This is a genomic window from Spirosoma utsteinense, assembly GCF_014282275.1.
GTDB classification, from domain to species: Bacteria; Bacteroidota; Bacteroidia; order Cytophagales; family Spirosomataceae; genus Spirosoma; species Spirosoma utsteinense.
The window spans coordinates 118,520-143,799 of record NZ_VFIA01000012.1 but is presented as its reverse complement, the minus strand read 5'-3'; the positions used below and the strand labels follow the sequence as shown (position 1 = coordinate 143,799).

The window sequence follows — 25,280 nt, the reverse complement described above, 5'->3', positions numbered from 1 at the left end:
ACAAACGGACGGATGATGCGATCCTATTCGTCGATGTACCGCTTCGTAATGGGCTGGTAGGAGTCGATACGCCGGTCGCGGAAGTAAGGCCAGGTGGTGCGGTATTTTTCCGACAGGGCCAGATCTACTTCCTGCACATGCACAACTTCCTCCTCATGCGGAGCCAGATACAGCAGTGACCCAAACGGGTTAGCGACGAACGAACCACCCCAAAACTGCTGACCGTTTTCTTCCCCTACGCGGTTAACGGCCACCACATGAACGCCGTTGGCAATAGCATGACTCTTCTGAATCGTTTGCCAGGCGTTATACTGTTCTTCGTTCTGTTTTGGGTCGGGCTCCGTTGTATCCCAGCCGATAGCGGTGGGGTAGAACAGGATCTCTGCTCCCATCAGCGACGTAATACGGGCCGCTTCGGGATACCACTGATCCCAGCAGATAAGCACACCGATGCGGGCAAACTTCGTGTCGAACACTTTGTAGCCGAGATCGCCGGGCGTAAAATAAAACTTCTCGTAATAGCCCGGATCATCGGGTATATGCATCTTTCGGTATTTGCCCAGGTATGAACCATCGGCATCCAGCACCGCTGTTGTATTGTGGTAGAGGCCAGCGGCCCGCTTTTCGAAGAGCGACGCAACAATGACAACACCCAACTCACCCGCCAATTTTCCAAGGCGATCGGTGGTGGGGCCGGGAATGGCTTCGGCCAGGCTGAAATTATGATGATCCTCAACATCGCAGAAATACAGCGACGTGAACAGTTCCTGTAAACACACGATCTGCGCCCCTTTCCGGGCTGCTTCGCGGATACCGTTGATGGCTTTTTGAACGTTGGATTCGACATCGGCCGAGCAACTCATCTGCACCAAACCGATCTGGACGTTTTTTGACATAGGGCAAAAGTAGGGCGTTCCTTATTGACAACGCCTATTCTCAACAAAAGTCTTAGCAGACGGGTTCGGCAGGAAATAGTATCGTCTACTGTTTGTAATTTTCGGAAAAACCACAAACCTGATGGCTACTCGTCGAAATTTTCTGCATACGGCCGCTGTAACAGGCGCTGCAACAACCCTTTTGCCCAATTCGCTCTGGGCCGCTACCAGACCCGCCAAAGAAAAGCTCGGTGTAGCGCTCGTTGGGCTGGGTTACTACAGTACCGATCTGCTGGCTCCGGCCCTCCAGCAAACCAAAAACTGCTACCTCGCCGGCATCGTGACCGGAACACCGGCTAAAGCTGAGAAGTGGAAAAAGCAGTACAACATTCCCGATAAAAACATCTATTCGTACCAGACGTTCGACCAGATCGCCAACAACCCGGATATCGATGTCATCTACGTGGTACTGCCGCCATCAATGCATGAAGAATACGTGGTGCGTGCTGCTAAAGCGGGGAAGCATGTCTGGGTTGAAAAACCGATGGCTGTGACGGCAAAGGAATGCCAGAACATGATCGATGCATGTCGTAAAAACAAAGTAGCCCTGACGGTAGGTTACCGCCTGCACCACGACCCCAATACGCAGGAATATGTAAAAGGGCTGCGCGACGGGAAAATTGGAAAGATCCAGATGGTAAGCTGCTCCGCTGGCTATTACGATGCCCGTACCGACCACTGGAAACAAAAGAAAGAGATGGGTGGAGGTGTCATGTATGATATGGGCGTATATGTATTGCAGGGTGCCCGCCTGGCTACGGGTGAAGAACCAATTGCCGTAACGGCCCAACAGTTTACATCCCGCCCCGACGTCTATAAAAATGGTCTCGACGAAACGACGATGGCTCAGTTGATATTTCCGAGCGGGGCGCGGGCCGCTGTGCAAAGCAGTTATGGAATGAATATGAACTACCTGCATGTAACAGGAAGTAAGGGCACGTTGGAAATGGAACCCTACTCCGCTTACAATGGTGTCAAAGGCGAATTTTCGGGTGGCAACAGCAGTAAAATCGAGCACCCCTACGAAGTTCCCTGGCAACAGGCCAAGCAAATGGACGACGATGCCGAAGCCATCATGAAAAACAAACCCTTATTGGTGCCGGGCGAAGAAGGACTGCGTGACATCAAGATTGTGGAGGCTATTTACCAGGCGGCCCGCACCGGTCGTGAGGTGAAGATTGTCTAAAAAAGTTTATGCCCGACTAGCTGGCTAGTCGGGCATACTATAGGCTGTCATGTAGCCTCTTAAGATGCATAGTGTTTTAGTTGTATTCTATGGCTGTTTTTGTTGCCGTATATAAAGTGGGTGTATGGGTTTGGCAGGGCAATAGGATTTTACTTACTTCGCTTGTCAACCCCAGATGCTTATGAAATTCGCCGATTTTACCAACCTTCCCGCCAAGCGGCAACTCGATACGCTGTACTTCACCGGCGACATTCTCGCCAACCGCTACGAGGGCGAGCATATCTTTTTGCTTTACAACCTCAACGGGTTCTACGTTGAACTTCGCTACGACGCTTACAACAACAGACTTCACCAGGTCACTGCTTTCCGCGATACCGATAAACTGGAGCCCTATCTGCCGTATTTAAACTAACCGCAACGGTTTCAGTAGTTTAGATCCGTATTGTAACACGAACAGTCCGATACATAACGTCTTATTTATACCGTAAAAATGCCCGGCCGCTCATCAGAGCAGCCGGGCATTTTTTATTACTTTTTCACGGGTTACAATTCAATTTCAGCGTCCAGGTTCGTAAAGGCGATCTCGCCCTCGTCGTTGAGTTCCATCAGCACCACGAAGTTAACAATAGAGTTTAGGCTGAAACTAGTTCGGAAATCCAGTAACCAGGATGTGTTGTATTTTTTGTTTTAAAAGTGGGATATCCTGTTGGATAGATTCCCATATTATATCGTAACTAATTCCGAAATACTCAATTTTCTATGTGCATAATAGCCTCATAGATATGTTCGATGCGCTGTTTGTCGCCTATACTATTTTTCATAGACGAGAATTCGATCGCGGTTAATGAATGGCTGAATGTGAGGAGACAAACCGTTCTCGGTTACAATGTCTACTTTATAATGCAATAAATCTTCAAGTTGCCACCACATACGGGCATGATCGAATAAAGTCGCTCCTTTTTCCAGTTCCACTAAAACATCTACATCACTATTGTCTCTGGCGTCTCCCCGTGCTACAGAACCAAAGACATACGCCCGTCGAACCGGCTGTTGAGCAAAAAAATGGCACAGTGTTTTTGTAAGTTCAGGACTGAGTATCATAATCATGTTCAATTCAGGTGAATATCACACTTCGTCAACACATTAACAAAAAATGCCCAGCCGCTCCTCAGAGCAGACGGGCGTTTTTTATGACTTTTTCGCGGGTTATAATTCTATTTCAGCGTCCAGGTTCGTAAAGGCAATTTCACCCTCGTCGTTGAGTTCCATCAGCACCACCGAGTCTTTCCGGACTTCACCCGACAGGATCGACTTCGACAGGGCGTTAAGTACCCGGCGCTGTAATACCCGTTTCAGCGGACGAGCGCCAAAGGTTGGATCGAATCCTTCCTCACCAATTTTGGACAGGGCCTCGTCGGTCGCGTCGAGCTGGATACCACTATCAGCTAGTCGGCGTTTGATCTCGCGGAACTGAATGTCAACAATCTTACGGATGTTGGCTTTCGTCAGCGGCTCAAACATCACGATCTCGTCGATCCGGTTGAGGAACTCCGGCCGGATGGTTTGCCGAAGCAACTCCATCACCGCTGTCTTGGCTTCTTCCACGACGAGGGTATGGTTCCAGCCCTCGTCCTCGGCAAATTTCTCCTGAATCAGGTGACTGCCGATGTTGGATGTCATGATGATGATCGTGTTCTTGAAATTCGCTACGCGACCTTTATTGTCCGTTAGACGGCCTTCATCGAGCACCTGCAACAGAATGTTCCAGACGTCGGGGTGCGCTTTTTCGATCTCATCGAGCAACACGACTGAGTACGGTTTCCGGCGTACAGCTTCGGTCAGCTGACCGCCTTCGTCGTAGCCAATGTATCCCGGAGGGGCACCAATCAACCGGCTTACGGCATGGCGCTCCTGGTATTCGCTCATATCGATTCGTACCAGTGCGTTTTCGTCGTTGAACAGGTATTCGGCCAGCGTCCGGGCTACTTCGGTCTTGCCGACCCCCGTCGTACCAAGGAAGATAAACGACCCGATTGGCCGTTTGGGGTCCTGCATACCAGCCCGGCTCCGGCGCACGGCATCGGCAACGAGTTCGATGGCTTCGGCCTGTCCGGCAACACGCTTACCGAGTTCATCCTCCAGGTGGAGCAATTTCTCGCGGTCGCTCTGGAGCATCTTCTGTACGGGAATACCCGTCCACTTGGCTACTACTTCGGCAATATCTTCGGCGGTTACTTCCTCCTGCATCATACGATCGGCTGAACCACCTTTTGTCTCGTCGTTGGTAAGACCAGCCAGTTTCTGCTCAATTTCGGGAATACGACCGTAGCGAATCTCAGCTACTTTACCGTAGTCGCCTGAGCGTTCGGCCTGTTCAGCTTCAAAGCGCAACTGGTCCAGCTGCTCTTTCAACGTCCGTCCCTCGTTGACCGATTCTTTCTCGGTTTCCCAGCGGGCTTTCAAGTCGTTACGCTGGTCACTAAGATCAGCAATTTGCCGGTTCAGCGTGGTTTCTTTTTCCTTATCGTTCTCCCGCCGGATCGCTTCGCGCTCAATTTCCAGCTGCATGATGCGCCGGTTGAGTTCATCCAGTTCTTCGGGTACCGAGTCCATTTCGAGCCGCAATTTGGCAGCCGCTTCGTCCATTAGGTCGATGGCTTTGTCGGGCAGGAAGCGGTCGGTGATGTAGCGGGTCGACAGTTCAACGGCGGCTATGACGGCGTCGTCTTTGATCCGCACGCCATGGTGCAACTCGTACTTGTCTTTGATACCGCGCAGGATACTGATGGCATCGGCCACATTCGGCTCATCGACGATGACAGCCTGGAACCGGCGTTCGAGGGCTTTATCCTTCTCGATGTATTTCTGATACTCTTTCAGCGTGGTGGCACCAATGGTATGAAGTTCCCCCCGGGACAGAGCCGGTTTCAGAAGGTTGGCTGCGTCCATGGCTCCTTCGCCACCGCCACCGGCACCCACGAGGGTGTGGATCTCGTCGATGAACAGAATGATCTGCCCGTCGGAGTCGGTAACTTCCTTGATAACGGCTTTCAGGCGTTCTTCAAACTCGCCCTTGTACTTGGCACCGGCAATGAGCAGGCCCATGTCCAGTGAGACGATGGTTTTACTTTTCAGGTTCTCAGGTACATCACCTGAGACGATACGCTGGGCGAGACCTTCGACAATGGCCGTTTTACCAACGCCGGGCTCCCCAAGCAGAATCGGGTTGTTTTTGGTCCGGCGGCTCAGGATTTGCAGCACACGCCGGATTTCCTCATCGCGGCCAATGACCGGGTCGATCTTGCCAGTGCGGGCGCGTTCGTTGAGGTTAATACTATATCGTTGCAACGACTGATACGTTGCTTCGGCGTTTTGGTCTTTCACAGAGTTACTTTTGCCACGCAGTTCCCTGATGGCTTCTTTTAGGGTTTTTTCGGAAAATCCAATGTCTTTCAATAATGTGGCGACGGTGTCTTTGCCGCTTACGAGACCCAGCAGCATCATTTCGATACTTACGAACTCGTCACCAAATTCTTTCATCTGGGTCTGAGCACGCTGTAAGGCTGCATTCAGGTCATTGCCGAGGTAAATACCCTGTTGCTGCGCTCCATCTGAAACGGATACTTTTGGGTAGCCGTTCACGATAGCGTCCAGCGCCAGTGTCAGCCGGGTGGTATCAACGCCTACTTTCTTGCTCAAAAAACCGACTGTATTCGGATCGTTGTCCAGAATGGCTTTCAGGACATGGCCGGTCTCGACTGTTTGCTGCTGATTCCCCTGCGCAATCTGGGCCGCCTGCTGAACGACCTCCTGTGCTTTGATGGTATAGTTATTTACGTTCATGGCTTAGGTTGAGTTAATTACGTCTATCCAGTAACAAACGACAGGCCAAGTGGCTTTTTCAGACAATATGGCGGTTATTGGGCTATTTTAGCTCGTGATTACGCCATAACGGCAAGCTGATTTGATTGATTTGGCCTATATACGTACCTAATGTCAGGAAAGCGCCTTAGTAGTATGATAAATAAGAGCAAAAGCTGGGTTGGATCAGATGGTCGGTTTGATCCTAGGGCTATAATAACGGCGAAGGCTGGTGCTGGGTCGAAACTATGACACCGCGTTATGGTCATGAAGAAAGATTTTATTTTTCCTAAAATACGTATATTTGTCAATTAACAAGAAAAATACGTGTATGGGCAAAGTGAAATTAACACTGACTGTTGACGAGCGGGTTGTGGTTAGTGCTAAATTATTGGCTAAACAGCAGCGAAAGTCATTGTCCCAAATGATTGAGCAGTTGTTGACACCAGACGAAGGTAGTCTCCCAGAATCAGCCCAGACTATACCCAGCGCTTTGCGGCTGCGTGGCTCAGCGAAGGGCACGCTAAGCCGGAAAACGGATAAACAAATTCGGGAGATGATGTATAAAGACCGCTTCGGACTATGACCATTTTCGTAGACACGAACGTCATCCTGGACTGGTTGTTAGATCGTGACGATACGTTCGCAGACGAAGCTACGAGCCTTTTTCTGACTGCGGAAGAAAATCAATTGACTATTTATATCTCCGGCGGTTCAGTCTATACGGTGGCCTATGTACTACACCGCGCGGGGAAGCGTGGGCAAAAACTGCGCGATGCGCTAATGAGTTTTCTAAATCTGGTGCAGATAGCAGGCACCGACAAAAATACGTTCATATTGGCTAGCCAACTGATGACGATAGCGGATCTGGAAGATGGGTTTCAGTACCAGACAGCGTTGGCGAGTAGAACTGTTCAGTATTTCGTGACGGGTAATATAAAAGACTTTCGATTAACTGACCAAAGTCGATTGCCCGTAGTCACACCAGCTGAAATGATTACGATTCTAGGCAAGCTATAATCTACCCAACTTTGTTGATTCCGTTTATAGATGCAAACAGGTCTGCCCATTTTGTGCGTAACGCCGTCATCCTATCCGCTTTGTTCTAGCAAGTTTCATTGTAACTGCCTGATTAAACTTAAAGTGGGTCGTTTTTTAGCTTACATTAAGCTAAAAAACATTCAGGGCAGTAGAAAGCTTGTTTAAAGCTTCTACTGCCCTGAATGGTCAACACAAATAAACTGATTACTTACGACACGCCACCACCATTCCAGACGGCATCGCCCGGCGCGATGAGTGCCAGTTTACCATCGCGGTCTTCGGCCATCAGGATCATGCCCTGCGACTCGTGGCCCATCATTTTGCGCGGAGCCAGGTTGGCCAGGAAGGTCACCTGCTTGCCGATGATCTCCTCCGGGGTAAAGTGCTTGGCAATGCCACTCAGGATTTGGCGACCGCCCATGCCGTCGTCAACTTTCAGCTTTAACAGCTTATCACTTTTGGGAACCCGTTCGGCTTCAGTGATGGTGCCGATACGAATGTCCATTTTGGCAAAATCGTCGTATACGATCTCGGGTTTTAGCTCGGGTATGGTTTTGGTTTCTAACTCGTTCATGCGTTTTGCCGTCAGCAATTTCTGGATCTGGGTATTGATTTCGTCATCTTCAATCTTGGCGAACAACAGCGCTCCTTCGCCCAACTCATGACCCGCAACGAGCAGGTCGGCGCGGCCCGCGTTCTGCCAGTCGAGCCGGTCAACGATGCGGAGTTGATTGCACAGTTTCTGGGCGGAAAACGGCAGGAACGGCTCGCAAACGATGGCGAGGTTCGCCGAGATCTGAAGCGCAATGTTCAGGATGGTGTTCGTCCGGAGAGCGTCGGTTTTGATGACTTTCCACGGTTCGGTTTCGGCCAGGTATTTGTTGCCCAGGCGGGCCAGGTCCATCAGATAACCCAGCGCTTCCCGAAACTTGTACTGCCCAATCGACTGTCCGATCCGATCCGGAAACTGCGCCAGTTCATCCAGCACCTGTTTATCGTAGTCGGTCAGTTCGCCCCGGACGGGCACTTTATTATCGCAGAACTTCTGGGTGAGAACCACCGCCCGGTTTACGAAATTACCGAAGATGCCCACCAGCTCGGCGTTGTTGCGCGTCTGAAAATCTTTCCAGGTAAACTCGCTGTCTTTACTTTCGGGGGCGTTGGCGGCCAGTACGTAGCGCAGCACGTCCTGCTTGTCGGGCATCTCCTGCAAGTACTCGTGCAGCCAGACCGCCCAGTTGCGCGACGTGCTGATCTTGTCGCCTTCGAGGTTCATGAACTCGTTGGCCGGTACGTTGTCGGCCAGGATAAAGCTTCCTTCGGCCATCAACATCGCAGGGAAGATGATGCAGTGGAAGACGATATTGTCTTTACCAATAAAGTGAACCAGCTTGGTGTGTTCATCGCGCCAGTACAACTCCCAGTCGCGCCCCTGTTCGGTAGCCCACTCTTTGGTCATGGAAATATAACCGATCGGGGCGTCGAACCAGACGTAGAGGACTTTGCCTTCGGCATCGGCGAGGGGTACCTTAATGCCCCAGTCGAGGTCGCGGGTCATGGCGCGGGGGCGTAAACCCTCCTTCAGCCACGACTGGCACTGTCCGGCTACGTTCGTCTTCCACTCGGTATGGCTGTTAACGTAGGTTTCAATATCGGGCTGCATCCGGTCGAGGGGCAGGAACCAGTTTTTGGTTGCCCGCATCACAGGTTTGGAGCCCGACAGCGTGGAGTGGGGTTCGATCAGCTCGGTGGGGCTGAGGGCGGTGCCGCAGCGCTCGCACTGGTCGCCATAGGCGTTGGGATTGCCGCAAACCGGACAGGTACCCACAATATAACGGTCGGCCAGAAACTGGTTGGCCACTTCGTCGTAGTACTGTTCCGTCACTTCCTCCACAAAATCACCTTTTTCGTAAAGCTTGGTAAAAAAAGCCTGCGAGGTTTCGTGGTGAATCTGGTTGGATGTTCGCGAGTAGATATCGAAGGAAATGCCGAAATCGCTGAAGGCCTGTTTGATCTGACCGTAGTATTTATCGACAACCTCCTGGGGCGTAATGCCTTCTTTCTTGGCTTTGATGGTGATGGGTACGCCATGCTCATCGGTGCCACTGATGAAGGCAACATCTTTGCCGGTTGAGCGGAGGTAGCGCACGTAGATGTCGGCGGGCAGGTAGCATCCGGCCAGGTGACCGATGTGGATCGGCCCGTTGGCGTAGATCAGTGCCGCCGTGACGGTATAGCGTTGGGGATTTTCGAGGGACATAAACCTGGAATTGGAACGCAAAATTAGCAATTCAGGCCCGAACGTTGTTATGTTTACGAAAACAGTACCGCCGGGCCGCCATGGAGAACACCACGCCGAATACGAATAATTTCCTCAACTGGGTCGAAATCAAAAACTTCAAGTCTATCAAAGACCTGCGGTTTGACTGCAAGCGGGTAAACGTATTCATCGGCAAGCCGAACGTTGGCAAATCGAATATTCTGGAAGGACTGGGGTTGTTGGGGGCTAGCCAGGACGAAAACAAGTATTTGAATGGTGCTCTTAGGTACGCAACAATAAAAGACCTGTTCACTGACAATAATACGGAGCAGCCTATCGAAATAAATACAGATCGAATTAGTACCCTCCTGCAACTTAATGAACCTGTAGACTATGTCGCTAAGGACCGTTTTGAGCTAAGAAAAACGACAAAACCTTCTTTATTTAGGAGCTTTTTGTTTGACGAAAGTGGTCAGGTGAGCACATCAAGTGCCGTAGTTTTTACAAAACGAGAAGAAAGAGATCCTTTTGAAACCTATCAGGTGAGCTTTGTCAAAAAGTATGATTTTGCGCACTTAAATACGTTTCATGTTGCATTTGGTCAGTACTTATTACCTCCGCACGGTGCTAATATGTATGCAATAATTAATCGCAGCACGGAACTATGGAATGAGTTTGCAACACTTTTCTTAGACCAGGGATTAGAGTTCGTACTTTCTGATAGTGAGCAGACATTCGTACTTCAGAAAAAAATAGGGCAGCGGATTAAGCAATATCCCTTTTTCTCAATCGCCGATACGTTCCGGCGGTTTATGTTCTACATCACCGCCATCGAGTCTAACAAAAACTCGGTCATTATTTTTGAAGAGCCCGAAGTGCATTCGTTCCCGCCCTATGTAAAGGCAATGGCGCACCGGATCGTGGATAGCGATGAGAACCAGTTTTTTATCTCGACGCATAGCCCTTATCTGTTGCAAACACTCATTCGCGAACTTGATGCGTCGCAATTGACGGTCTTCATTACGTACTACAAAGATTACCAAACCTGTGTCCGGCCGTTGACAGCCGACGAACTACGGGAGGCCGAGGATTTAAGTATCGACCTGTTCTACAACCTTAGCCGATACGAGCCGAATGCCTGAACGTTCTGTCCAATACTTACCCGAATGTCACGCTGATACGGCTCTCCTTCGCCATTTTATTCCTGATCATTCCTTCAGCATTCATTGTCTGGGCTGCCCCGAGGTTGCCAATACTATGTTATCGCCCCGTGCTGAAAACTATCGATTAATCGGTTTGGTCGATAATGATCCTGACCTGGATAGCCGTTGCGGAGGATTCTTCAAAACCTTCACCCTTGTCGAACATGCGCATAAGGTGGAACTGCGGATGAATGCAACTCGTCAGCAATACTTAATTGTTATTGATCGGGCAGTTGAGACGTTTTTAATCTGGAACGCGCAACAGGTAGGTATCGATATGCTGGTCTATGGGTTTACGCCCGATGTGAAACAGCTGAGACGCCTGACCAAATCGCCGTCCATAGAAACCGACCCTAACTACCGCCAACTACTTGCTGATCTCCACGACCAACAAGCGCCGGGCTTCCTTACACTCGAACGTATTTTGAATGATGTCACCACTACCTAAAGCTGTCCTGATTACCGGGGCCACTGGCTTCATCGGTTCGCATATTGCCCGTCTGTACATGGAAAAAGGACATTCGGTTTCGGTGTTGCACCGGGCCGAAAGCGGGTATGGCATGCTGGCCGATGTGGCCGACCGGATTACCTGGCACGTGGGCGATACCCTGGATATTCTGTCGCTCGAAGCCGCGATTGGGGCTGCACAGCCTGAGATTCCGATCGATGTCATTCATGCGGCAGCTATTGTGTCATTCGTGCCGAAGGACCGCAACCGAATGGAGAAGATCAATGTGGAAGGAACGGCTAACGTGGTTAATGTATGCCTGAAGGCGGGTGTCCGGAAACTGGGTTACATCAGTTCGGTGGCGTCACTGGGAAAGCCCGTTGCCAAGGGCGAAAAAAACAGCGAGCCAGTTACCATCACCGAAGATCTGAAGTGGGAAGAGTCACCCCTGAACTCGAATTATGCCAAGAGCAAGTACCGGGCTGAGCTGGAAGTATGGCGGGGTGTGGCCGAAGGGCTGAACGCCGTCATGGTGAACCCGACGGTTGTGCTCGGTGCCGGTGACTGGACCCGGAGTAGCCTGCAGCTGATTAAATACGTCTATGACGAGCGGCCATTTTATACCGAGGGACTCGTCAGCTACGTTGATGTGCTTGATGTGGCTGACTCCCTATATCAACTGATGCAGTCGGACATAACAGCCAAACGGTACATTCTGAATGGGGGCACCATTCCGTACCGTAGCTTGTTAGAACAGATAGCAGACGCCTTAGGCAAACGGCCCCCTACCGTGCGGGTGCCGCCCCTGTTGACGCGTGTGTTGTGGCCCATTGAAGCCGTGCGGTCATGGGCAACGGGCAAGGCCCCGCTCATCACCCGGGAAACGGCGCGGTCGGCAAGTTCACATTATCGATTCAATGGGCAACGGATTGGGCAGGCTACTGGTTTTCAGTATCGCCCGTTAGTTGAGACCCTCCGGCGTGTAGCAAACGCGTTCGGAAAGCCCCCAAAAGGCGCGTAAAATTTTGGGTATGGGCTTGGGGTTTTACTTTTTTGAGTTTATATTGAAGGGCCAAAGGATAAACCGCACCCTTGGCGCGGCCCCTATCCGCCCCCCACATTTTGTAGAGGCATTAGCATGGAGCAAGAGTTCGAAGAACGAGAAGGCGATATAAAAGAATCAATCCGGCGTTTTGAGCAGATGCTGGACCAGCAACAAAGTCAGTTTTTCGACCTGGATGTCTATGAGCAAATGGTTGAGCATTACCTGAACCATGGCGATTTGGACAAGGCGCTGAAAGCTGCCGAAGCAGGGTTAGAAAACTTTCCCTATGCGCTGGAGCTGATGCTCGATAAAGCCCAGATTTTGGCCAACTTCCAACGATTCGATGAGTCGCTGGATCTGCTGGAGCGGGCTTCGTTGTTTAACCCCGGCGACCTCGACGTGCCGTTTATGCAGGGTTCTGTCCTGAATATGGCGGGTCGCTACGAGGAGTCGATTCAGGTGTTGGACGAGCTGCTCGAACGCGCCGAAGAAAAAGACGACATCCTGTTCCAGTTGGGACAGAGTTATCAGAACTGGGGTAAGTACAGCGAGGCTATTACTCAGTACAAGAAATCGATTGCACTCAATATCAATAACGAGAACGCACTGTATGAATTAGCGTTTTGTCTGGATGTAACAGGTGAGCTGGAAAACAGCCTGTCCTATTACCAGCAGCTGATCGATTCTGACCCGTACTCGTATAATGCCTGGTATAACATCGGTATTGCTTATAGCAAGCTGGCCCGGTATGCCGAAGCCGCCGAAGCCTACGACTATGCTGTTATCATCAAGTCGGATTTCGCATCGGCCCATTTCAATCTCGGCAACACCTATATGAATCTGGGTTTGTTCGAGAAGGCAGAAAGCTGCTACCGGGAGACCTTGAAATACGAGGAGCCTACGGCCGACACGTATTGTCATCTTGGTGCCAGTCTGGAAAAACAGGATCGTTTTCCCGAAGCCATCAAGGAATATCGGGAAGCCATTAAGCTGGATGCCCTATGGGACGAAGCCTGGTACGGTATCGGTGTATGCCTGAGCGAATCCGGTAAGTGGCCCGAAGCGCTGCCCTTTTTGCAGAAAGCGGTTAAACTCGACGATCAGAACGGGGAGTACTACCTTGCGCTGGCCGAGACAGAGTACAAGATGGGCAATGTTCTGTCGAGCATCGAAGCGTTTGAAAAAGCCGCCGAAGTAGATGCCGACAACCCGGATGTGTACCTGACCTGGTCACTGGTACCGTTCGATCAGGGGGACTTCGGCCGGGCTAATGATATCGTTCAGATGGGTATCAGCGACCTGCCAACGGAAGCCGATTTGTACTACCGGTCGGTTGTGTATCTGATTCACGCCGGACAGTATCGCGAATCGCTCATTCAACTGGAAGCGGCCCTTTCGCTAGACTATGACGGGCACGTACAACTCTTTGAGTTTTTTCCGGAACTGGAGAAGCAAAAGGCCTTATATAAGATCATTCAGCAATACAAGAAAGAAGAATAACGCTTGTTCTTGTAACTATATCAGAAAAGCCGCTACAGTCTGGACTGTAGCGGCTTTTCTATTGAGCGCCCAACCACGTATGAAGTGCTGACTTCACTCCGGTCCCGAATCCGACCCGGCTTTCGATTGCCGGCGATTTTCCAGGTAGAGATACACCTGCAGCGCGTGATTCAGGTTGAATGTTCTGACCTGCTCCGCCCGATTTCTTCGAATCGAAAACTGGTTCAGGTAGCCAATCTCTACCCGCATGTTCTCCCGCAGGCGTCGACCTAGCCCCAGATAGGTACGGCTCTGGTCGAAGCGTTGGGCCGATTTCGACACGACTACCATCGGCTCCATGCTGAGGTGCGTGTACCAACCCGACTGCTTGCCTCCAATCGGATTGATCCAGCGCACCATGGCGCGCAGCCGCATGTCGAAGCGGTCGGCCAGCACCCGCTGCGATTCGCCATCAGACAAAAATATGTAGGCGCTGGTTAACGTATCGGTCTGTGAGGGCCACCGCATTTCCGTACGAAAACGGGTGATAAGTTCACCATCGCCCGCGGGTCTGGTAATCTGAAGCTGCGGAATAATCCGGACCTCCTGAAAAAACGTCGTTGGCTGAAACTCATTGGACCGGCTCCAGGTCCACCACAAACCAATGGGAGAAAGCGACAGGCGAACGGGTTTGGAAAGCTGGTAGCTGATCCAGGGTCGGAAAACCTGCTGTAGAGGATAGCGGAAAATATTCAGGTCCCGGCCATTGTCATCTTCAGCCTGTCGGCGGTACTGGTGGTCGAGTTGAAAACTCCATTTTCCGGCCGTTCTGTAAACCAGGTTAACCTCCGACCAGAATACGGGTCGATGTCGAACCGTATTCCGATAGGTTTGAGCAGCGGCAACAACCGGAAAAAGAGCCAGCAGGACCAGCAGCGTACGACTCGTCATAGAGCACATTTGAAAAATTTCGTAAAGCCCTAACCTACTACGCTTTTGAAAAGTTTCAGCGCTATTTCCTGGAAAGAACCAATGGATTGAGCCTGTTATTCTATTCGCTGATCGGTTGAGCGATTGGCTGCATTTTTGTCGTGTACGGGCGAGAACCGACCGCGTCCTTTTCCTGATAACCGGTTCCAGGAAAACGATCGTACTGGATAAGAGCGCTTTGACGAAATGTTGTTGACCAGCAGGGCTGTAAGTAACAGAATGGCTACGCCCGTCATAACAGGCGTAAGGGTATAGCTAAACCCTAAACTGGTAATTTTTTCCGACCCGATGTTAGCAATTAAAGCCGTAGCGCCCGCCGGTGGGTGCATCGTCTTGGTTATTTGCATAAACACGATTGACAACGAAACCGCCAGGGCCGACGATAACCAAAGCTGGTCGGGTATCAACTTATGAATTGCCACGCCAATGATCGAGGCTAGTAAATGGCCTCCTACGAGATTTCGGGGTTGTGCCAGGGGGCTGTTAGCGGCACCAAACAGCAACACACACGATGCACCGAACGAGCCAATCAGAAAAACGCTGTCCTGCTGAGTAAAACCAACCTGCTGTAACCCGCCAATGGAAGCGATTGCTATAAAGGTGCCAATGAATGTCCAAAGATGATCGATTGGTTCCAGGAGCGTTTCCCGATAAAATACATAGCGCGCAATCCGGTACTGCCTTTTTATTGTTTTCTTCATAACAACTCTACATACAAACTAGAACTAGTGTGCAGTTCCTGGTTGTCGCTTTGTTTATCCATCAGTCAGTCAGCTAAACAGGGTAATAGCCAGGTTTATAAACCAACTGCCCGGGGTTGTCTCCCCGGCAGGGTGTAATTGTGCTGATCAGCAACAGCTTAGTTCGGCCCGCCCTGTTCTTCCCGTTTCCGTTTCTTAAGATCATACGTATGGGGCGGGAACATCATAAGAATGTCGTTCTGGTCAAAGGCGGTTTTGAGGGCTTTAATGGCCTCACTGGTGGCATCCGGGGGCCCGGCTTTAGTCTGGTCGAGCCAGAACCACACGAACCCCTGTACATTGTCCAGGGTGAAACTTCGATAATGGACTTCAACAGCTTTGTCGGTGCGTACAAACGGCAGCGCCTGTATGGCCTGGGTGGCAATCTGCTGCGCCCGATTCAGGTCGTCAGCGTAGGAGATGCCATACGAAATTTCGAGCCGTCGTTGTCCCGTTTTTGAATAGTTGATGACGGGTTTCTGAAAGACGTCTTTACTCGGTATTTCAATGGTTTGACCCTGTCCATTATCAATGACGATAGAGCGTAGTTTGATATCGAGCACCTTCCCTGTATAGCCGTTCGTTTCAACTACGTCGCCCACGCGAATGGGCCGGGCTATAGCAATCATGGTGCCCGAAATGAAATTGGCGGTCAAATCCTGAAACGCAAAACCCACGGCCAATGCTATCACGCCCGCCCCGGCCAGCAGCGATGTAACGGCTTTGTCCAGCTGTAATATAGAAAGAGCAATGAACAGACCCAGTGCCATGATGAGCACCCGGATAACTGCTCCTGTCAGGTTAATGACCGAGTGATTATCGCTGAACCGGTCGAAGCCACGCACGACCAGACGGCTAAACCAGCGCGAAAGAAAGGTGAACAGGAACAGGACCAGAATGGCAACGGCCAGCTTGGGTACATAGCGAATCGCAGTTCGGCCCCAGGTGGCCACTTCGGTGTAGATCAAACCGGCTGCTTGTGAATAATCCATATAATGAGGGTGGTGAGTTCAATGGAAACGTTGCGGCTTTGGATAGTGTTTCATTCGTAGGGCCATTCGCCGTACCTTTGCAGGGACGAATTCGGCCAATAATTCATTGATAATGACTGCACCCACTCCCGTTTACCTCGATAATGCCGCCACTACCCGGCTCGATCCTGAAGTGCTTGACGCTATGCTGCCGCTTATGACTGAGCAGTTTGGCAATCCTTCGTCTATTCACAGTCATGGTCGGGCGGTGCGTACGGCCATCGAAAAAGCGCGTAAAGCCGTTGCGTCATTGTTGAATACATCGCCTGCCGAAATTTTCTTCACCTCGGGTGGTACTGAGGCTGATAACACCGCCATTCGGAGCAGCATTGAGACTTACGGGATAACCCACGCAATCACCTCACCGCTCGAACACCATGCGGTGCTGCATACGCTGGAACACATGGCCAGGCAGGGTCAGGTGCAGTTAAGTATGGTCGAGGTTGATTCCATGGGACATGTCGATCTGGCCCATTTAGAGGAATTGCTGCGTAGTTCCCGAAGCGTCGGCGCGGCCCCTTCCTTCGTTTCGCTCATGCACGGTAACAATGAGATCGGTAATTTGCTGGATCTTCACCAGGTAGGGGCACTGTGTCGGCAGCACGACGCTATCTTCCATTCCGATACCGTGCAGACAATGGGTCACTTCAGGCACGATCTCCAGCAGTTACCCGTCGATTTTATCGTGGGTGCAGGCCATAAATTTCACGGCCCCAAAGGTGTTGGGTTTCTGTACGTCAACGCCGAACGGGCCAATATCCACCCGTTCATTTACGGCGGGGCGCAGGAGCGTAACCGGCGGGGCGGTACCGAAAACGTTTACGGAATTGTGGGGCTGGCAAAAGCGCTGGAGATTGCCTATCGGGATATGGACGCCCACCGGGCCCATATTACTGCGCTCAAAACCCGGATGATCGATCAGTTGCGGGCGAAAATGCCCGACGTTCGCTTCAACGGCGACTCGGCCAATGTCGACAACAGCCTGTATACCGTATTGAACGTAAGCCTGCCAGCGTCGGAGTTGAGCGATATGCTCCTGTTTAGCCTGGACATTGCCCGCATTTCGGCTTCGGGTGGATCGGCCTGTTCGAGCGGCTCCAATATTGGTTCGCATGTACTGTCGGCACTGCCGGATCTGGATCAGGATCGCGGATACGTGCGGTTCTCATTCGGTAAATACAATACAGCCGAAGAGATCGACTATGCCGTTGATACGCTGGTCGGGCTGTATCAAAAAGAAGCGAAATTGGTGTAAGCTCCCTGTTCTAATGGGGCTACAAATTATATTTTCTTCCTGAATTACAGGGCTGCACGACTAAGCGGCCCTGTTGTTTTCAACCGTTCAAGGGGAAAGGATGCAGCGATGTTTGCCCGGTCCGCTTGAAAAGATCGTTCTACATAATCAATCCACCTCCACCTCTATGCCCACCATTTTCCTGTTGCTCGTCACTACGTTGTCGCTTTTCGTCGCGCCGAAACCTCAAAAAACTTACCCCGTCGGGCAGATTAAAACCGACCAAGGCGAGGTGCTTTTCTGGTTGTATGATGAAACACCCCGCCACAAAGCCAGCTTTATCAAACTGGCTAATGAAGCCTACTGGGATAGCCTGACCTTCAACCGGGTCATTGCTAATTTTGTTGCGCAGGGCGGATGTCCTGACACGCCAGCAGGATTCTCCGGATCGCCCTACCTGCTCAAGCCGGAGTTTGTTCCAACCATACGGCATAGCTATGGAGCCGTAGGGGCCGGGCGTGATGACAACCCGGAGAAATTATCGGCTGGATGCCAGTTCTACATTGTCCAGAACAAGAGTGGCCTGGCCCGCCTGGATGATAAGTTCACGGTATTTGGGCAGGTGTTTAAAGGAATGGACGTTATCGACGCGATCGTAGCCGTCAAAACCGACTCGACCAACACGCCCCTGTCGCCCATTAAACTGGATGTCAATGTGGTTAACATGACCGCTGCACAACTGAAAAAGCAGGGCTACACCGTTCACTAATCCTCGTTCGGCACAACGGCTAACCTACTTTCGCCATAGCCCGGACCGGAAACGTCCCAACGCCTTTGAACTTTGGCGGGATAGCGCTGAAGGTAAAACCGTTGGTGGGTAGGGCCGAGAGATTGCATAAATGCTCGACAATCAGAATGTTGGCCCCAAGCAAGATGGTATGTACCGGCCGGCTCCGGCCCGTGGTGTTGTCGATATTGTGCGAGTCGATACCAACTAACTTTGCCCCACAGTCGCGCAGGTACGCAGCTGCCTCGGCCGATAGATGCGGGTGATCGGTATAATAGGCATCAGTGTTCCAGTGTGCATCCCAACCGGTATGAATCAGTACCGCCCGGTTTCTGATCTCGCAGTTCATGAGGTGGGCCGGGGTAATGGTAAGGGCCTCGGCATAAGGAACCCGGATCACTGTACCCGGTAGATCGGTGAACGCGTCCAGGCCCACCTGCGACAAATCATCTCCGTCAGGATACCGGTGAAAAGGGCAATCCAGGTAGGTTCCGGTGTTGCTGACCATCTCGATCTTGCCGATCTGAAACTCGGTGCCCGCTTCGTACAGCTGCCGGGAGTCTTCGCGGCTCAAGTAATCACAGATGATGGGGGCGGGCAGTCCCTTGTAGGTAATCAGGCCGTTTTCGATGGTATGACTCAGGTCGATAAGCTGGCTGCGTTTGCCTGCTTCGGGAAGCGATTTTCGTTTATGTGGCTCCGTCAGAATCTGTTTGTTAAGAATATGGACGCGCCCAACCATCAGTAACCGAAGGTCGGCAACGATGTAATCGGCTAGTTCATGGTCGGTGATGTCGTCGCCATCGATATCGAGCCGGAAGTCCTCGCCGGTTAACCGGCCCCCGTTGGTGAAGTGGAGGTCGAAATCAAATTTGACTCGTTTCTGGGTTTCTGTTCTGTCCTGATTCACTGTTATTTTTGTTGAAGGTGGGGTTTATAAAAGACCTGCCCGGATTATACCTTGGGCTGAATTTCAGCTGGTTAAGCAGCTTGCGGTAGCCTGGACGGCCACATCCGGGTAAAGATAGGTCTATAATTTTGCTTACCCGGACGTGGCCGTCCAGGCTACCGCAGGTCACTACTATTGGTAATCACAAACAGGTTTAACACAGAAACGCCCGAAGCACATACTTCGGGCGTCTCAGCCTAAGCGATATATTTCGTGTTACTTTACGTCTACCAGACTGGGTTGAAGCCAACGGGTGGCTACGTTCAGTGTGTAGTCGAGGAAAGCCCGTGAGGTACGCTCGTAGACTTCATGGCCAACAAACTTCCCGTTTTCGTCGAGATTCTTATCCGTCTCGTGCGATTCGTACAGCTTGGGCGACACGATGGAATAGCTATTGGTGAAGCTGATGATCTTGTTTAGCACGGTGGTCATATCCAGCGCCGGCTGCCGACCACCCCGTCCGTTTGAAATACCGACCATAGCAAACACTTTGTTCTCGAACAGGTGTTTGAAAGCTGGTCCGCCCAGTTGGTGAATGGTATTGGTCGCCTGTGGGGGCGCTGTCCAGTTGTATTCGGGCATGGCGAACAACACCAGATCGGCGGCTTCCCAGGCACCGATGAACTCCTGCTGGAATGCCGTCAGACTGTCCTTTTTGACGTATCCCTGTCCCACAAATGGTATATCATACTGCTCGAACGTTACGATAGAAACTTCATGTTGGCCGCTTTCGGTCAACAAATGCTTCATATAATCGATAAAACGTAGTGTATTACTGTTTTTACGGGATGACGTCGAAATGAGCGCTATATTCATGGTGGCTGGTTGATCCAATTTAGCCTGAAAACCATTGGTTCAAGTGTTTAGTTTCCAGAAAATTTTGGGGTGCCATTCCAACGGCTGTGCCCTATAAATGGTCTGTTAATCAATTCAGTAACTAGACTTGACTCCGTGCGCTAATGAAAATGCTATCAGCCTTACTGCTCAGTACGGGTCTAACCTATGGTCAGACACTCCCTAAACTACCGGCCTGGGATTCGCTGGCAGAAACATACCCGCAGGACCGGATGCCCAACGTTCGGCCTTCTACTTCGTTTTACCGTTCTCATGAAGATCCGGACAACGTAGCGCGGGCTACATTAGACAACTTACCGGTTAAAAAAGCAGATTCAACAGTTCACTACCATATCATGTCCCGGTACCCCCAACAGCCGTACCCGTCAACGCCAAAACTTCCAGTGATGCCTCCCCAGCCGTTGCCTTATCCTCCGCAGCGACGGTCTCCACACCGGTAATGGCAACGGCTCAGGCGAGGGCCTGTGCCAGATCGGTAATCAGATCTTCGGCATGTTCCAGACCAATCGACACACGCAGTAAGTTGACGGGTGTGGTTGAGGTGGGGCCTTCCACACTGGCGCGGTGCTCAATCAGGCTCTCGACACCGCCCAGACTGGTAGCCCGGGTAAACAGTTTTAGTTTACCGATAAACTGAATGGCTTCGGCCGCTCCGCCTTTTACCTGAATCGACAGCATGGCCCCCGGTCCGTTCATCTGCTGTTGAATCAAGGCGCGGTCAGGGTGGTTTGGCAAACCGGGGAAGTGAACATGTTCAACTGCCGGGTGGTCGACCAGATAATCGGCTACGAGTTGGGCAGTAGCCATCTGGGACCGCAGCCGGACGCCCAGCGTCTTGATACCCCGGCTAATCAACCAGCAATCGAAGGGTGAGGGAACAGCCCCCGACAGGCCCTGTAGGGTTCTGACCCGTTCGGCCAGCGCGTCGTTTCGCTTGAATATCAATGCGCCACCCAGCACGTCGCTATGGCCGCTGATGTACTTTGTGGTCGAGTGCATCACTACGTCGCAGTTAAGGTCGAAGGGGCGCTGTAGAACGGGCGTGGCCCAGGTGTTGTCGCATACACAGATGGCACCGGCTTCGTGCGCCAGACGCGATACAGACAGCAGATCGGTGATGGCGAGCATCGGATTGGAGGGCGTTTCGCACCAGACGACGCGCGTGTTTTCATGAATCGACGACTCAACCGCGTTTAAATCGGTCATGTCGACGCGGGTATACGTTAGTCCCCAGGGGTGAAATACCTGTTCGAGCAAGGCGGGGGTGCCGTAATAGGCATCCGTAGAAAGGAGGACATGATCACCGGGCCGCAATGCCTGGAACAGCGTCATGGTGGCGGCCTGTCCTGAACCAAAAGCCATGCCTACGGCACCCCCTTCGAGAGCAGCCAGGGCGTGTTCCAGTGCTTCACGGGTGGGATTGTTGGGTCGCGTGTACGTAAAATCTCCCGTTAGTTCATTGGCCTCATTCCGTTCGAAGGTCGTTGAGAGGTAAATAGGAGGAATTACGGCACCGGTAGTGGATTCGGGCTGATGAGTAGCGTGGAGTGCAAGGGTGTCGAAATGCATAATGAGCTGATTTACTGATGGGTATGTTTTCGTGGTGAGCTAAGGCTGGCTACGTGCGGACTTGCCTCACAATATACCAACAAAACTTCAACCGGTTTTTACAGAAGAAAGGGGTTATTTATACCTTTACAACAAAACTGTATGCACGCATACTATAAGCTATGACTAACACGTATCAATCGCTTGCTTTTAACGAGGCCGATGGCGTACTGACGGTTACGATGCTGGGGCCCGGCAAAGGCAATGCGATGGGCCCGGAGTTTTGGGAAGAGTTGCCAGCTGCCATGGACGAAATCGATAAAATGCCGGATGTCCGGTGTCTTCTCTTTCGGGGTAGTGGCGACCATTTTAGTTATGGTCTTGATGTGGCCCGTATGCTGCCCCGCATTGCCAGTATGGCCAGTGGCGCTCCAATGGCTGACGAACGTCGAAAACTCATGGCACAAATCCGGTTTATGCAGTCGGGTTTTTTGAAAATGCATCAGTCGCCCAGACCCGTCATTGCCGCCGTACATGGCTGGTGTATCGGTGGTGGGCTGAACATGATAGCTGCTGCCGATATCCGTCTGTGCTCGCGCGAGGCCAAATTCAGCCTGCGTGAGGCCAAGCTCGCAATCACACCTGATATTGGCGCGCTACAGTTTCTGCCCCACATTATCGGGCAGGGTTCTACCCGAGAAATGGCGTTTACTGGTGGCGACTATGATGCTGTCTTCGCCGAACGGGTGGGTCTGGTCAATCACGTTTACGACACACCCGACGCGTTGTTCGAAGCGGCAATGGCGCTGGCCCGTCAGATTGCCGACAACCCGGCTTCGGCAGTGCAGGGTGCCAAAGAAGTAATGAACTATGGCATCGGTAAAGATATTGACGATGGCCTCCAATACGTAGCCGTCTGGAACTCCAGCCAGATGCAGTCCGTCGATTTTGGCGAAGCCATGCAAGCCACCGTAGAACGACGTAAAGCCGCTTTCAACAAAAAATCGGAACGAGGATACTGAGAGACGAACGTGTGAAGCTAATTATATTTAATTCAACCAACGACCATGCCTTTTGCTACTTATCGGCAGTTATTTATGAATCGTGGCCTGGTTGTCATCGTGGCGCTTTTGTGCTCAACATGCGCTACAAAAAATGTTGATCCTAAGCCTGCTGAGCCAGTTAAGGCATTCTTTACAAAATTGATTCAGATTGTGGAGCAGAACTCCATAAACCGTCGGGAGATAGATTGGGCTGACTATAAAGCCAAGGTTTGGGCTAAAGTAGGAAATACACAAACTGTTCCTGAATCCGAGTCAGCTATGGTACTGGCGCTGGCTTTATTAAAGGATAATCACAGTACAATTATCGTTGACAACAAGCGGAGTCTATATGGGGGAACGGGCTGTCAGGTTCTGCCGGCGTTAACGCCATTTACGTTCGCAGAGCCGAATATAGGGTATGTAAAGGTCGAAAGCTTTACGGGCTCAAGTCAGGAGGGAATCAATTTTGCCCGGGCAATTCAAAATGAAATTGCCCGCCAGGATGATGAAAACCTGAAAGGATGGATCGTAGACTTGCGACGTAATGGCGGTGGGAATATGTACCCAATGATTGCCGGTTTGGGGCCGCTTATCGGCGAAGGAACCTGTGGCTATTTTTATGATATCGATAATAAACCCACGGCGAGCTTTGCTTATCAGCAAGGTGGAGCTTTATTGAATCAAACGGTACTTGTTCAGGTAGAAAAACCATATCAACTTGTAAGCAGTAATTCTAAAATAGCCGTCCTGATCAGTGGGTCTACGGCAAGTTCGGGTGAAGCGACAGCGCTGGCTTTTGTCGGTCGGCCCAACACACGCCTTTTGGGTGCCGCCAGCTGTGGCCTTTCCACGGGTAATCAAAGTTATGACTTACCTTTTTACGGATATAAACTCAATTTATTCACGGTCCGCATTGGCGATCGGACGGGTAAAGTATATGGTAAGGAAATTGTTCCGGATGACATTTTACCCTACGAACAGAGTATCGCTAATGCTGTAAAATGGATTAATCGGTAACTAGCATTAACAACAAACCACAAACCACAAACCGCTGCGGAAACGCACACTACTTTAAACGACAATCATGACCACAGGTATGCTACGCGACGACGCGCTCAAGGGCAAAACAATTATTGTAACAGGCGGAGGTACGGGCCTTGGTAAGTCAATTAGCCGGTATCTGCTCCAGTTGGGCGCCAACGTTACTATTTGCAGCCGTCGTCAGGCAGTACTCGACGAAACAGCGAAGGAACTGACGGAAGAGATGGGCGGGGCCGAGGGGGCGGGTCAAATACTGGCCGTGGCCTGCGATGTGCGGAACCCGATGGAAATCGAAAATGTACTCGCCGAATCCATTGCCCGATTCGGGCAGGTCGACGGGCTGCTAAACAACTCGGCCGGGAACTTCATCAGCCCTACGGAGCGCTTGTCCTACAAAGCGTTCGATACCATCGTTGATATTGTGCTGCGCGGTACATACTATTTTACGCTGGCCGTGGGTAAATACTGGATCGAAAATAAGATCAAAGGTACCGTTCTCAATATCTCGACCACCTATGCCACAACCGGTTCGGGCTACGTCGTGCCGAGCGCAGTAGCTAAAGGGGGCGCCCTTATTATGACGAAGTCGCTGGCGGCCGAGTGGGGTAAGTACGGCATCCGGCTCAATGCCATTGCGCCCGGTCCATTCCCAACCAAAGGTGCCTGGGACCGGCTATTCCCCGAACCGCTGGCCAGCATGATGGACCCCACCAGCCGTATTCCCCTCAAGCGGGTTGGCGAGCACGGTGAACTGGCCAATCTGGCGGCTTACCTGCTATCAGATTATTCCGGCTACATCACCGGCGAAAGCATCACCATCGATGGGGGCGAAGTGCTGGCAGCGGGCGAGTTCAGCCACCTCGAAAGCGTAACGTCAGAGCAGTGGGACATGATCGGCGAAACGATCAAACAAGCCAACAAAGCCAGTAAAAAAGAAGGCCAGTAGAGACGCGACCCTTCGCGTCTGTCTCGCACGTCCGTATCGCGTCTGTCTCGCGCGTCCGTGTGGGATGCCTTTTCGCGTCAGTCTAGCGGCCCCTCGCGTCTGTTTGGTGTAATTGGCAGAATCTGCCGCCAAACAGACGCGAGGGGCCGCGTTTTTACAGTTGTTTTTCGTAGGCCAGAAACCGTAACCCTGGCCGGAAGCTAAGCGTAATTTCACCCGCGTATTGGTAGCCTAGTTTGGGGAACAGACGTTGCGTGGCTGGGTTCTCCGAGTTCGTGTCGATGCGTAAGAACGCGATCCCCCGTTCGATTGCCAGTTTCCCGGCCTGGTTCAACAGCGCTACGGCAATGCCCTGACCCTGATAGGATGGATCAACGGCCAGCCGGTGTGTAACGATAGCCCGCTGGCTGAGGTCGAAACCTACCTGTGCGTATTCCGGCTCCTGATCTTCAGTCAGGGCCGCAACGCCAGCTATCTGGCCGTTTATGTCGGCGACCCATAGCTGGTCCCGGCTGATGTCCTGATTGAAAACAGCCTCGTTTGGATACTGATCGTCCCACTGAAAATTGCCAGCCTCCTGCATGAGTGGTACAATACGTTTGATAAGTGTCATTAACGTAGGCAGGTCGGCAGAAGTAGCGGGGCGGATAGTCATATAT

General features: G+C 51.6%; 26 protein-coding genes. 14 read left to right on the top strand and 12 right to left on the bottom strand.

The window, feature by feature from the left end; translation table 11 throughout:
- Nucleotides 1–23: 23 nt before the first annotated feature.
- A complete protein-coding gene (locus FH603_RS11865; RefSeq protein ID WP_186737715.1) occupies nucleotides 24–896 on the bottom strand; it encodes a carbon-nitrogen hydrolase in 873 nt (290 codons plus the stop codon).
- Nucleotides 897–1,017: 121 nt separating this feature from the next.
- Here FH603_RS11865 and FH603_RS11860 point away from each other — a divergent pair, with 121 nt between their 5' ends.
- Together FH603_RS11860 and FH603_RS11855 are read left to right on the top strand one after the other, a co-directional pair.
- Nucleotides 1,018–2,121: a Gfo/Idh/MocA family protein gene (locus FH603_RS11860; protein WP_186737713.1), complete on the top strand. Its 1,104-nt coding sequence runs from the start codon at nucleotides 1,018–1,020 to the stop codon at nucleotides 2,119–2,121.
- Nucleotides 2,122–2,302: 181 nt separating this feature from the next.
- Nucleotides 2,303–2,533, top strand: coding sequence for a hypothetical protein (locus FH603_RS11855; protein ID WP_186737711.1), 231 nt, complete (start codon nucleotides 2,303–2,305; stop codon nucleotides 2,531–2,533).
- A 231-nt stretch (nucleotides 2,534–2,764) separates the two neighbouring features.
- Here the strand turns inward: FH603_RS11855 and FH603_RS29240 are convergent, their stop codons facing one another.
- The 3 genes from FH603_RS29240 to clpB all read right to left on the bottom strand — a co-directional run bounded on the left by FH603_RS29240 (nucleotide 2,765) and on the right by clpB (nucleotide 5,964).
- Nucleotides 2,765–2,860, bottom strand: a complete 96-nt coding sequence (locus FH603_RS29240; protein ID WP_394366378.1) for a hypothetical protein — start codon at nucleotides 2,858–2,860, stop codon at nucleotides 2,765–2,767.
- Between the two features lie 71 nt (nucleotides 2,861–2,931).
- Nucleotides 2,932–3,228, bottom strand: coding sequence for a nucleotidyltransferase family protein (locus FH603_RS11850; protein ID WP_235985409.1), 297 nt, complete (start codon nucleotides 3,226–3,228; stop codon nucleotides 2,932–2,934).
- 99 nt (nucleotides 3,229–3,327) lie between these two features.
- Nucleotides 3,328–5,964, bottom strand: coding sequence for an ATP-dependent chaperone ClpB (clpB, locus tag FH603_RS11845; RefSeq protein ID WP_186737709.1), 2,637 nt, complete (start codon nucleotides 5,962–5,964; stop codon nucleotides 3,328–3,330).
- 349 nt (nucleotides 5,965–6,313) lie between these two features.
- Between clpB and FH603_RS29235 the strand changes: the two genes are divergently transcribed.
- Nucleotides 6,314–6,568: a DUF6364 family protein gene (locus FH603_RS29235; protein WP_394366376.1), complete on the top strand. Its 255-nt coding sequence runs from the start codon at nucleotides 6,314–6,316 to the stop codon at nucleotides 6,566–6,568.
- Nucleotides 6,565–7,002 carry a type II toxin-antitoxin system VapC family toxin gene (locus FH603_RS11840; protein WP_186737708.1) on the top strand — a complete coding sequence of 146 codons (438 nt, stop codon included), beginning with the start codon at nucleotides 6,565–6,567 and terminating at the stop codon, nucleotides 7,000–7,002. Before FH603_RS29235 ends, FH603_RS11840 begins: the two co-directional genes overlap by 4 nt.
- Nucleotides 7,003–7,231: 229 nt before the next feature.
- Here FH603_RS11840 and metG read toward each other — a convergent pair whose 3' ends face one another.
- A complete protein-coding gene (gene metG, locus FH603_RS11835) occupies nucleotides 7,232–9,283 on the bottom strand; it encodes a methionine--tRNA ligase (protein WP_186737706.1) in 2,052 nt (683 codons plus the stop codon).
- Nucleotides 9,284–9,363: 80 nt separating this feature from the next.
- On the opposite strand from metG, the gene FH603_RS11830 reads away from it, so the two are divergent.
- The 4 genes from FH603_RS11830 (at nucleotide 9,364) to FH603_RS11815 (ending at nucleotide 13,478) form a co-directional block, all read left to right on the top strand.
- Nucleotides 9,364–10,425 (top strand): AAA family ATPase, encoded by a 1,062-nt coding sequence (locus FH603_RS11830; protein ID WP_186737704.1) that lies wholly within the window; start codon nucleotides 9,364–9,366, stop codon nucleotides 10,423–10,425.
- Complete coding sequence (locus FH603_RS11825; RefSeq protein ID WP_186737703.1) at nucleotides 10,418–10,933, top strand: hypothetical protein; 516 nt, start codon at nucleotides 10,418–10,420, stop codon at nucleotides 10,931–10,933. Before FH603_RS11830 ends, FH603_RS11825 begins: the two co-directional genes overlap by 8 nt.
- Nucleotides 10,914–11,954 carry an NAD-dependent epimerase/dehydratase family protein gene (locus FH603_RS11820; protein ID WP_186737702.1) on the top strand — a complete coding sequence of 347 codons (1,041 nt, stop codon included), beginning with the start codon at nucleotides 10,914–10,916 and terminating at the stop codon, nucleotides 11,952–11,954. The genes FH603_RS11825 and FH603_RS11820 overlap by 20 nt, the downstream gene beginning before the upstream one ends.
- A gap of 117 nt (nucleotides 11,955–12,071) precedes the next feature.
- Complete coding sequence (locus tag FH603_RS11815; RefSeq protein WP_186737701.1) at nucleotides 12,072–13,478, top strand: tetratricopeptide repeat protein; 1,407 nt, start codon at nucleotides 12,072–12,074, stop codon at nucleotides 13,476–13,478.
- Nucleotides 13,479–13,571: 93 nt separating this feature from the next.
- Here the strand turns inward: FH603_RS11815 and FH603_RS11810 are convergent, their stop codons facing one another.
- From FH603_RS11810 to FH603_RS11800, 3 genes are all read right to left on the bottom strand, one after another.
- Entirely contained in the window at nucleotides 13,572–14,408 is an 837-nt protein-coding gene (locus FH603_RS11810; protein WP_186737700.1) for a DUF2490 domain-containing protein, read from the bottom strand.
- A 95-nt stretch (nucleotides 14,409–14,503) separates the two neighbouring features.
- Complete coding sequence (locus FH603_RS11805) at nucleotides 14,504–15,148, bottom strand: HPP family protein (RefSeq protein ID WP_186737699.1); 645 nt, start codon at nucleotides 15,146–15,148, stop codon at nucleotides 14,504–14,506.
- Between the two features lie 158 nt (nucleotides 15,149–15,306).
- Nucleotides 15,307–16,179 (bottom strand): mechanosensitive ion channel family protein, encoded by an 873-nt coding sequence (locus tag FH603_RS11800; protein ID WP_186737698.1) that lies wholly within the window; start codon nucleotides 16,177–16,179, stop codon nucleotides 15,307–15,309.
- A gap of 112 nt (nucleotides 16,180–16,291) precedes the next feature.
- On the opposite strand from FH603_RS11800, the gene FH603_RS11795 reads away from it, so the two are divergent.
- Together FH603_RS11795 and FH603_RS11790 are read left to right on the top strand one after the other, a co-directional pair.
- Nucleotides 16,292–17,473, top strand: coding sequence for a cysteine desulfurase family protein (locus tag FH603_RS11795; RefSeq protein WP_186737697.1), 1,182 nt, complete (start codon nucleotides 16,292–16,294; stop codon nucleotides 17,471–17,473).
- Between the two features lie 166 nt (nucleotides 17,474–17,639).
- Nucleotides 17,640–18,221: a peptidylprolyl isomerase gene (locus FH603_RS11790; protein WP_186737696.1), complete on the top strand. Its 582-nt coding sequence runs from the start codon at nucleotides 17,640–17,642 to the stop codon at nucleotides 18,219–18,221.
- 19 nt (nucleotides 18,222–18,240) lie between these two features.
- On the opposite strand, the gene FH603_RS11785 is transcribed toward FH603_RS11790, so the two are convergent.
- Together FH603_RS11785 and FH603_RS11780 are read right to left on the bottom strand one after the other, a co-directional pair.
- Nucleotides 18,241–19,149: a cyclase family protein gene (locus FH603_RS11785; RefSeq protein WP_186737695.1), complete on the bottom strand. Its 909-nt coding sequence runs from the start codon at nucleotides 19,147–19,149 to the stop codon at nucleotides 18,241–18,243.
- Between the two features lie 255 nt (nucleotides 19,150–19,404).
- On the bottom strand, nucleotides 19,405–20,004 hold the full coding sequence (locus tag FH603_RS11780; protein WP_186737694.1) for an NAD(P)H-dependent oxidoreductase: 600 nt from the start codon (nucleotides 20,002–20,004) through the stop codon (nucleotides 19,405–19,407).
- Nucleotides 20,005–20,147: 143 nt separating this feature from the next.
- Here FH603_RS11780 and FH603_RS11775 point away from each other — a divergent pair, with 143 nt between their 5' ends.
- Entirely contained in the window at nucleotides 20,148–20,483 is a 336-nt protein-coding gene (locus tag FH603_RS11775) for a hypothetical protein (protein WP_186737693.1), read from the top strand.
- A 10-nt stretch (nucleotides 20,484–20,493) separates the two neighbouring features.
- Here FH603_RS11775 and FH603_RS11770 read toward each other — a convergent pair whose 3' ends face one another.
- A complete protein-coding gene (locus FH603_RS11770; RefSeq protein ID WP_186737692.1) occupies nucleotides 20,494–21,612 on the bottom strand; it encodes a trans-sulfuration enzyme family protein in 1,119 nt (372 codons plus the stop codon).
- Nucleotides 21,613–21,773: 161 nt separating this feature from the next.
- On the opposite strand from FH603_RS11770, the gene FH603_RS11765 reads away from it, so the two are divergent.
- The 3 genes from FH603_RS11765 (at nucleotide 21,774) to FH603_RS11755 (ending at nucleotide 24,621) form a co-directional block, all read left to right on the top strand.
- Nucleotides 21,774–22,613, top strand: coding sequence for a crotonase/enoyl-CoA hydratase family protein (locus FH603_RS11765; RefSeq protein WP_186737691.1), 840 nt, complete (start codon nucleotides 21,774–21,776; stop codon nucleotides 22,611–22,613).
- A gap of 45 nt (nucleotides 22,614–22,658) precedes the next feature.
- The gene (locus tag FH603_RS11760; RefSeq protein ID WP_186737690.1) at nucleotides 22,659–23,651 is read left to right on the top strand and encodes a S41 family peptidase; all 993 of its coding nucleotides are present in this window, start codon (nucleotides 22,659–22,661) and stop codon (nucleotides 23,649–23,651) included.
- Between the two features lie 67 nt (nucleotides 23,652–23,718).
- A complete protein-coding gene (locus FH603_RS11755; RefSeq protein ID WP_235985408.1) occupies nucleotides 23,719–24,621 on the top strand; it encodes an SDR family oxidoreductase in 903 nt (300 codons plus the stop codon).
- 154 nt (nucleotides 24,622–24,775) lie between these two features.
- On the opposite strand, the gene FH603_RS11750 is transcribed toward FH603_RS11755, so the two are convergent.
- On the bottom strand, nucleotides 24,776–25,276 hold the full coding sequence (locus tag FH603_RS11750; RefSeq protein ID WP_186737689.1) for a GNAT family N-acetyltransferase: 501 nt from the start codon (nucleotides 25,274–25,276) through the stop codon (nucleotides 24,776–24,778).
- Between the last annotated feature and the right edge of the window lie 4 nt (nucleotides 25,277–25,280).

Coding starts and splice junctions, on each gene's coding strand:
- FH603_RS11865 (WP_186737715.1), bottom strand. CDS start 896: ATGTCAAAAAACGTCCAGATCGGTTTGGTGCAGATGAGTTGCTCGGCC.
- FH603_RS11860 (WP_186737713.1), top strand. CDS start 1,018: ATGGCTACTCGTCGAAATTTTCTGCATACGGCCGCTGTAACAGGCGCT.
- FH603_RS11855 (WP_186737711.1), top strand. CDS start 2,303: ATGAAATTCGCCGATTTTACCAACCTTCCCGCCAAGCGGCAACTCGAT.
- FH603_RS11850 (WP_235985409.1), bottom strand. CDS start 3,228: ATGATTATGATACTCAGTCCTGAACTTACAAAAACACTGTGCCATTTT.
- clpB (WP_186737709.1), bottom strand. CDS start 5,964: ATGAACGTAAATAACTATACCATCAAAGCACAGGAGGTCGTTCAGCAG.
- FH603_RS29235 (WP_394366376.1), top strand. CDS start 6,314: ATGGGCAAAGTGAAATTAACACTGACTGTTGACGAGCGGGTTGTGGTT.
- FH603_RS11840 (WP_186737708.1), top strand. CDS start 6,565: ATGACCATTTTCGTAGACACGAACGTCATCCTGGACTGGTTGTTAGAT.
- metG (WP_186737706.1), bottom strand. CDS start 9,283: ATGTCCCTCGAAAATCCCCAACGCTATACCGTCACGGCGGCACTGATC.
- FH603_RS11830 (WP_186737704.1), top strand. CDS start 9,364: ATGGAGAACACCACGCCGAATACGAATAATTTCCTCAACTGGGTCGAA.
- FH603_RS11825 (WP_186737703.1), top strand. CDS start 10,418: ATGCCTGAACGTTCTGTCCAATACTTACCCGAATGTCACGCTGATACG.
- FH603_RS11820 (WP_186737702.1), top strand. CDS start 10,914: ATGATGTCACCACTACCTAAAGCTGTCCTGATTACCGGGGCCACTGGC.
- FH603_RS11815 (WP_186737701.1), top strand. CDS start 12,072: ATGGAGCAAGAGTTCGAAGAACGAGAAGGCGATATAAAAGAATCAATC.
- FH603_RS11810 (WP_186737700.1), bottom strand. CDS start 14,408: ATGACGAGTCGTACGCTGCTGGTCCTGCTGGCTCTTTTTCCGGTTGTT.
- FH603_RS11805 (WP_186737699.1), bottom strand. CDS start 15,148: ATGAAGAAAACAATAAAAAGGCAGTACCGGATTGCGCGCTATGTATTT.
- FH603_RS11800 (WP_186737698.1), bottom strand. CDS start 16,179: ATGGATTATTCACAAGCAGCCGGTTTGATCTACACCGAAGTGGCCACC.
- FH603_RS11795 (WP_186737697.1), top strand. CDS start 16,292: ATGACTGCACCCACTCCCGTTTACCTCGATAATGCCGCCACTACCCGG.
- FH603_RS11790 (WP_186737696.1), top strand. CDS start 17,640: ATGCCCACCATTTTCCTGTTGCTCGTCACTACGTTGTCGCTTTTCGTC.
- FH603_RS11780 (WP_186737694.1), bottom strand. CDS start 20,004: ATGAATATAGCGCTCATTTCGACGTCATCCCGTAAAAACAGTAATACA.
- FH603_RS11775 (WP_186737693.1), top strand. CDS start 20,148: ATGAAAATGCTATCAGCCTTACTGCTCAGTACGGGTCTAACCTATGGT.
- FH603_RS11770 (WP_186737692.1), bottom strand. CDS start 21,612: ATGCATTTCGACACCCTTGCACTCCACGCTACTCATCAGCCCGAATCC.
- FH603_RS11765 (WP_186737691.1), top strand. CDS start 21,774: ATGACTAACACGTATCAATCGCTTGCTTTTAACGAGGCCGATGGCGTA.
- FH603_RS11760 (WP_186737690.1), top strand. CDS start 22,659: ATGCCTTTTGCTACTTATCGGCAGTTATTTATGAATCGTGGCCTGGTT.
- FH603_RS11755 (WP_235985408.1), top strand. CDS start 23,719: ATGACCACAGGTATGCTACGCGACGACGCGCTCAAGGGCAAAACAATT.
- FH603_RS11750 (WP_186737689.1), bottom strand. CDS start 25,276: ATGACTATCCGCCCCGCTACTTCTGCCGACCTGCCTACGTTAATGACA.